Below are 4,045 nucleotides of genomic sequence, written 5' to 3'. Positions count from 1 at the left end.
GGGGGGGGGGGGGGGGGGCCGGGGGGGCCCCCCCCCCCCCCCCCCACCCAGGTCCTGCCCGCCGACGTGCGGCGCGGCGCGGTCACGTACCGGGCTTGCGTCCGTACACGTACACGTCGTCGCCGTTGCGCAACAGGCTCCAGTACTTCTTGGCGTCCGCCGTGCGCATGTTCACGCAGCCGTGCGACCCCGGCGGCGACCACACACTCCCGGAGATCGAGTGGAACGCCTGCCCCCCGTCGAAGAACTGGCTGTACGGCATGGGGACGTGGTACAGCGTCGACCAGTGGTCGATGTTCCGCCAGTAGACCTTCTTGGCGCCGGTGCGGGTCTCGTAGCCGTTGCGGCCCGTGCGAACCGGGACCGGCCCGAACGTCAGCTTCCTGCCGTCCTGTATCCAGCTCAGTTGGCGCGTGAGGTCCACGCACGCGATCCGCCCCTTGTTGACGGGGCACGTGCCGGCCTTGTCGGGGTTGCGCCCCGCGGCCTTCTGGGCATTCATGATCTTCATGACGCCCCAGGTCACCGGCCCCGCGTAGCCGATGTTCGGGGAGATCCCGTACTTCGTCTGGAAAGCGCGGGTCGCCTTGCAGTCGGCCGCCGACTGCTTCCCGTCCACCGGCCGGCCCAAAAACTTCTCCACCTGCTTCTGGTAGGGGCCCTTGCTCTTCGTGCACGACGCGGCCTGCGCCGTGCCGCCCCCCGCCACGACCGGTGTCACGGCCAGCACCGCCACCGTGAGGGCGGCCCCCGCCCGACGTCCCGCTGACACTCTCGTTCGCATTGATCCCCCATCCCCCTGGTGGGCCGTCACCTGACGGCCTCACCCCCTAGGACAGCGGGGAGGCGCCGGAGGTTGCGGAAACACGCGCGGGAGAAGGGGAATCGGCGGTCCGCCGACCGGGCGGGCCGCCGGGCCGTGGGCCTGCCGTCACTTCTGGGCCTCACTTCGGGGCCCGCCGTCAGCGAGGGGAACCGCCCAGGGCGGCGTGGACGATGCGCACGGCCTCCTCCGTGTCGGCGCGCGACACGTCCAGGTGGAAGACGAAGCGCAGCCGCCCGGGGTAGCCGGCGCAGCGCAGCCCGCGCCGCGCGAGGCGCTCCTGCACCTCCTCGGCGGACAGCCCCGGCGCGGGTTCGGCGAACACCATGTTGGTCTGGGCGCCGTCCACCACCAGGCCCGGCACACCCTTGATCCCCTCCGCGAACAGCGCGGCGTTCACGTGGTCCTCGGCGAGCCGTGCGACCTGGTGCTCCAGCGCGTACAGTGCGCCCGCGGCCAGGATGCCCGCCTGCCGCATCCCGCCGCCGAGCGCCTTGCGCCAGCGCAGCGCCCGCGCCACGAACGCCCGGCTGCCGAGCAGCGCGGAGCCGACGGGAGCCCCCAGGCCCTTGCTGAAGCAGACCGAGACGCTGTCGAAGTGGCCGGCGATCAGCCGCGCCTGCTCGTACGGGTCGCCGCCCGCGGCCACCGCCGCGTTGAACAGCCGGGCCCCGTCGAGGTGGGTGGCGAGCCCGCGCTCCCGGGCCAGCCCGGTGGCGGTCCGCAGGTAGTCCAGGGGGACCGCCCGGCCGCCGATGGTGTTCTCCAGGCACAGCAGACGGGTGCGCGCGAAGTGCGGGTCGTCCGGCTTCACGGCGTCCGCGATGTCGGCAGGGTCGAGCGTCCCGTCCGTCCGGTGGGGCAGCGGCTGCGGCTGGATCCCGCCGAGCACGGCGCCGCCCCCGCCCTCCCAGCGGTACACGTGCGCCGACTGCCCGGCGATGTACTCGTCGCCCCGGCCGCAGTGCGTCAGCAGCGCGCACAGGTTGCTCTGCGTCCCGGACGAGACGAACAGCGCCGCCTCGAAGCCGAGCCGCTCGGCGATCCGGTCCTGGAGGGCGCCCACGGTGGGGTCTTCGGCGAAGACGTCGTCGCCCACCTCGGCCTCGGCCATGGCCCGGCGCATGCCCGCGCCGGGTCGCGTGACGGTGTCGCTGCGCAGGTCGATGAAGCGTCCGGGCTGCTCTTCGGTGACATGAGTGATGGTCGGCATGCCCTCACCCTGCCATGCCTCCTGGTCACGGCCTCGCCGGGCCCACCGTGCGCCGCGGGCGCGGGCCGCGGTACGGCTCTTCCCCGCGCTCCGCCGCAGGGGTCACCGGCGGACGGCCTCGCGGCGCACCCCGTCCCGGGTCACCGGGGCGGGAGGTCGAGGTCGTCGACGCGTTCGCCCTCCGCTTGGGAGGGGGTCGTGCGGGGCACGTCCGGGTGGATCTCCATCGTGCTGCGTTCGGCCGTGTCGTAGATCCGTTCGCCCTCCGCCTGGGAGGGCGTCTCGGCGTACAGGTAAGGATCGGCCTCCGGCGACGTGGACGTCATGGCGGACCACCTCCTGAGTCGCTGCCTCCATCGTGCTCCCTCAGGCCCTGCGGGGCGACACCAGCAGGAACGCCCTCCGCCGGCGGTCGCGGTGCAGCGTGCACTGCCAGCCGCACGCCTCCAGGACGCTCTGGCAGCGGGCCAACTCGGCCTTGGTGGAGCCCCGGGCGTCCCCAGCGGGGGAGTGCCAGGACACCTCGGCGACCCCGCTCTGGGCGGAGGGCGCCACGGCGTAACCGGCGGCCGAGGGCGGACCCGCGGCCTCGCGCGCGCACGGGGGCCGGCCGGCCGCCTCCAGCGCCAGGGCGACGGCGTGCACGAAGCGCTCGCGTTCCCAGGGCGCGGGCCGCGTGGTGTCGCCGTCCTGCAGGACGCGCCGGATCTCCAGCAGCCCCGACCAGGCCGACGCGACCTCGGCGGCGCGGCCGGGGGCGGCGGAGCCGGTGCCGTGCCCGTCGTCGGCGGTGAAGCTCCCTCGATCCCCGCGCTCGGCGGGCTCGGCCGTCGGCGGTCCGGGCACCGGTGCCGCGGCCTTCGCTTCCCCGCTCCGAAGCGACGCGCCGGCCAGTTCGGTGCGAAGCCGGCGCCCCTCCTGGGTCAGGTAGTAGCCGCCGGTACGGCCGTAACGCACGGCGAGGCCCTGCCCGACCAGCGCGGCGCACGTGGGTGCGCGCGCCTTCAGCTGCCCGGTGTCGGCGTCGGACTCCAGCAGGGCGCGGCGCTGGACGGCGGTCAAGGTCATGCGACGCAGCCTATGAGCCGGACGCGGGGAGCCGGAATGCCCTACACTCGAAATCGAGCACCTGTTCGAAAAGAGGTGGAGGCGGACCCCATGGTCGAAGCCGAGCCGCACCAGGGCCCCGGGCCCTGTGTGCTCTACATCCGCTGCGGAGGCGCCGAGCCGGCGACGCTCGCGGCGCTGGCCGGGCTCGTCGGCCAGTTCACCCCGGTCGTCCGCGCCGAGCCGCCGGACGCCGTCGTGGCCGACGTGCAGTCCGCGGTGGGCTTCTACGGGCTGCTGCCCGAACAGCTCGCCCTCATGATCAGCACCAGGGTCGCGGCCCTGTACGACGTGAGCCTGACGATCGGTATCGCCGGCAGCCGTACGGTCGCCGCCATGGCCGCTTGCGACGTCCTCCCTGGCCGCATCCGCGCCGTCGACTCCGACCCGGAGTCCGTCGCCGGCTTCCTGCGGGCCCAGCCGGTCGCGGCCCTTCCCGGTATCACCGCGGAAGCCGTCCGGATGCTGGCGGCGGCCGGGCTGGACACGGTCGGCGACGTCGCCGCCGCGCCGTTGCCCGATCTCCAGGCGCTCCTCGGTGCTCTTCCCGGGCGCGGTGTGTGGGAACGCGCGCACGGGCTCGACCCCGCTCCGATCGCGCCCGATCACCCGTTCGGCTCTCTCGTCGCCGACCGCCTCTTCACCGTCGACGCCACCGACCCCACCGACCGCGGCGCGTTGAGCCGGGCCGTCCTGGAACTCGGGCTCGGCCTCGGTGACCGGCTGCGAGGCACCGGCCGCACGACCACCGGGCTCACCCTGACCGTCCGGCTCGCCGGCGGCTCGTCGGTCAGCCGCAGCCGCACCTTGCCGGAGCCCACCTGCGACCCCGGCGAACTCGCCGAGGCCGCCTACGCCATGCATGAGGCGCTCGGCCCGCACGGCGCACCCGTGCGGGCCGT

The 4,045-nt window shown here is 74.5% G+C and carries 5 protein-coding genes; 1 reads left to right on the top strand and 4 read right to left on the bottom strand.

From position 1 onward, the window contains the following. Positions 1-82: 82 nt before the first annotated feature. From AC3ET4_RS30430 to AC3ET4_RS30415, 4 genes are all read right to left on the bottom strand, one after another. Complete coding sequence (locus AC3ET4_RS30430) at positions 83-784, bottom strand: L,D-transpeptidase family protein (protein WP_431955141.1); 702 nt, start codon at positions 782-784, stop codon at positions 83-85. Between the two features lie 178 nt (positions 785-962). Then, a complete protein-coding gene (gene ltaE, locus AC3ET4_RS30425; RefSeq protein ID WP_431955139.1) occupies positions 963-2,036 on the bottom strand; it encodes a low-specificity L-threonine aldolase in 1,074 nt (357 codons plus the stop codon). Between the two features lie 140 nt (positions 2,037-2,176). Beyond that, on the bottom strand, positions 2,177-2,362 hold the full coding sequence (locus tag AC3ET4_RS30420; protein WP_431955137.1) for a hypothetical protein: 186 nt from the start codon (positions 2,360-2,362) through the stop codon (positions 2,177-2,179). A gap of 40 nt (positions 2,363-2,402) precedes the next feature. Beyond that, positions 2,403-3,104: a hypothetical protein gene (locus AC3ET4_RS30415; protein WP_431955135.1), complete on the bottom strand. Its 702-nt coding sequence runs from the start codon at positions 3,102-3,104 to the stop codon at positions 2,403-2,405. A 90-nt stretch (positions 3,105-3,194) separates the two neighbouring features. Between AC3ET4_RS30415 and AC3ET4_RS30410 the strand changes: the two genes are divergently transcribed. Beyond that, the coding region (locus tag AC3ET4_RS30410; RefSeq protein ID WP_431955134.1) for a DinB/UmuC family translesion DNA polymerase at positions 3,195-4,045 on the top strand (851 nt) is incomplete at its 3' end.

It is taken from the genome of Actinacidiphila sp. bgisy167 (assembly GCF_057707665.1).
Note: the sequence above shows the minus strand (reverse complement) of the source record. Positions and strands in the feature narration are given on the sequence as shown.